Origin of the sequence: Kitasatospora sp. NPDC059577 (genome assembly GCF_042735475.1) — a bacterium.
Taxonomy (GTDB): Bacteria; Actinomycetota; Actinomycetes; order Streptomycetales; family Streptomycetaceae; genus Kitasatospora.
In genome coordinates, this window is record NZ_JBHWBZ010000102.1 from 17,008 (window position 1) to 19,507 (window position 2,500).

Annotated in this window: 3 protein-coding genes; all 3 read left to right on the top strand. The window is 75.7% G+C overall.

Annotated elements, in window-relative coordinates:
- Window positions 1-644 precede the first annotated feature (644 nt).
- The 3 genes from ACFV0O_RS40115 to ACFV0O_RS40125 all read left to right on the top strand — a co-directional run bounded on the left by ACFV0O_RS40115 (window position 645) and on the right by ACFV0O_RS40125 (window position 2,377).
- Window positions 645-956: a hypothetical protein gene (locus ACFV0O_RS40115; RefSeq protein WP_380349578.1), complete on the top strand. Its 312-nt coding sequence runs from the start codon at window positions 645-647 to the stop codon at window positions 954-956.
- A gap of 253 nt (window positions 957-1,209) precedes the next feature.
- A complete protein-coding gene (locus ACFV0O_RS40120; protein WP_380349580.1) occupies window positions 1,210-1,914 on the top strand; it encodes a hypothetical protein in 705 nt (234 codons plus the stop codon).
- Window positions 1,915-2,041: 127 nt separating this feature from the next.
- On the top strand, window positions 2,042-2,377 hold the full coding sequence (locus tag ACFV0O_RS40125) for a hypothetical protein (RefSeq protein WP_380349583.1): 336 nt from the start codon (window positions 2,042-2,044) through the stop codon (window positions 2,375-2,377).
- The last annotated feature ends 123 nt before the right edge of the window (window positions 2,378-2,500 follow it).

Sequence of the window (2,500 nt, forward strand, 5' to 3'; positions counted from 1 at the left end):
TTTTTTTTGCCCCCCCCCCCCCCCGGGGGCCCCCCCCCCGCGGCGGGCCCCCCCCCCGGCGCCCCCCCCCCCCCCCCCCCCGGGGGGGGGGCGCCCCCCCCCCCCCCACGCCCCCTCGCGTCCTGACCGGCCGGCCGCCGAGCCCCGGCACCCGGGAGCCCCGTCCCGCCCGTGTGGGAGAGTACGGGCGATCACGAATCCTGGGGGTGGATCGGTGCGCGCACGTCATCGCGCGGCAGTGGGGCCGTTCTGGCGGTTCTCGGGGTGTCGGCCTGCTCGGCCGACCCGTCGGCCCGGCCGGTGACCGTTGCGTCCTCCGCCTCTACCGCCTCCGCCTCCGGGGCCGGCGTGCCGGACCGGCTCCGGGACGGGCTGCTGACCACGGACCGGCTCCCCAAGGGCTTCCGACTCCTCACGTCGGACGCCAACTCGACGACGACCGGCGCCCCGTACACCCCGTCGCCGGTCCCGATCACCGCGATGCCGTGCTCCGACCTCGGTGTCCACACCTTCATGACGGCCCATGCCCCGCCCCTGGAGGACGTGGCGGTGGGGTTGGAACGCACGCCGGTCGGTGACGACGACTTCGGCTGGTTCGGCCAGGAGGTGCTCGACCGGTACGCGCCCGGGCAGGCGGCGCCGTCATGGCCGCCGTTCGCGGCGCCGCCGAGCGCTGCCCCTCTTACGCCTCAGACCCCCTCCCGGACGGGACGCGGATCCAGGAGACGGCCTCCGTCACGGCGGCCGGGGTGCCGGCCGACGACGGTCTGCTGCTCCACATCACGTCGACCTTCCCCGAGGACGGGAAGCAGTTCTTCGGCGTGACCGCCTTCGTCCGCCTGGGCGAGGTGATCCTGATAGTGCAGCAGAGTTCCGAGGACCAGCCGTCGTCGGATTCGGAGACCGTGCTCGCCGCCGCCGTGAAGGCGTACCGCTCCGCCGCCGCCGGCGGCTGACGCCGGCCACCGTCCCGTACCGAAGCCCCTGCCGGGGATCGCCGTGCTCCTCGGGAGTCCCCCTCCCCCGCCAGGGTGAGCCGTTCCGTCCTCAGGACGGAGGCGCCGCAACCGCGTCGACCACGATCGTGGAGTCAGCAAGGAACTCAGCGAGGCAGTCGGCGCGACAGCCGGCACGGCAGCGGCCACCGGACCGGTGGGCGACGTCCGACTGTCCGCACCGATTCGGGCGCTCGGACCAGGAGGACTTCCCATGACGGTTCGCTCCATTGCGGCGAGGCTGCACGGCCGGACGGCGGCGGGTGTACCCCGTTGGGCGGTCCGGGCCGCGTACGCGACCTCCCTGACCGTGTTGCCCGCCGGCCTCTGGCGGATCCTGAGCGTCGACCTGCGGTTGCCACTGATGGAGGCCCCGAGCGACGGCCGCCCGCCGCCGGCCTGGTTCGGCGGCGAGTGGTGGTACGTCATCGCGCTGAGCCTGACCAGCGAAGCCCTGGCGTTCCTCGCGGTCGGCCTGGTCAGCGAGTGGGGCGAGGTCTGGCCCCGGTGGATCCCCGGCCTGGGCGGCCGCCGGGTGCCGGTCCTCGCCGCGGTCATCCCGGCCGGGCTCGGTGCGACGGTGAACACCCTGCTGTGGCCGTACGCACTGACCATGATCAGCATCGGGCGCAAGATCAATGGCGACGTCAACCCCGGTACGAACCCGCACGGCTGGCAGGCCGTCGTGTTCTACGGCTCGTACTGGCCGCTGGCCGCCTGGGGGCCGCTGCTCGGCATCCTCACCGTGCACTACTACCGCCGTCGCCGCGCCAGCGGGACCAGCGGGACCGCCGGGGTCACCGGGGTCACCGGGGTCACCGGGGTCACCAGGGCCACCGGGGTCACCGGGGTCGCCGGGGTCGCCGGGGTCGCCGCCACGGCGGGCGGGAGTGCGCCGGCGGTCGCGACGTCACGGTGAGACGCCGGCCCGGGGCGGTGCCTCCAGGGCACCGCCCCGGGCGTCCGGGCCGCCCGGCACCCGGCCCAAGCTCTGCGGTTCCTCAAATCTCTTGCCGTATACGGAGCATGTCGGTCACCATCCAGCCATGGCACGATTCCTGGACCTGAACACCAAGCGCAACTCCGTCCTGCTGATCCGGGACTCGGACACGGTCGCGGCGGCCCTGAAGCAGGCACTGGCCGAGGCCTCGCCGGAGGAACGCCCGGGCCTGGAACGCGCCGTCGCCCTCGTCGAGTCCACCGCCGCCGCCACGGAGACCCGGCTGCGCGCCACCTGGGTCCGCTCCCGGCTGGCCGCCGCCGGCTTCACCGGCGACATCGGCTCGGTCCACGCACTGAAGGCGCTGCGCCAGGCGGAGCCGAGCCTCAGCCTGCTGTCGGCGGTGGAGCTGCAGAAGGACGCGATGGCCGAGCCCGCCTGACCGCCCCCGCCTGACCGCCACCGCCACCCCCCCCCCCCCCCCCCCCGCCCGCCGCCGGCCCCCCCCCCCGCCCCCCCCCGGGCGCGGCCGCGCGGCCCCGGGGGGGGGCGCGGGCCGCGCGCC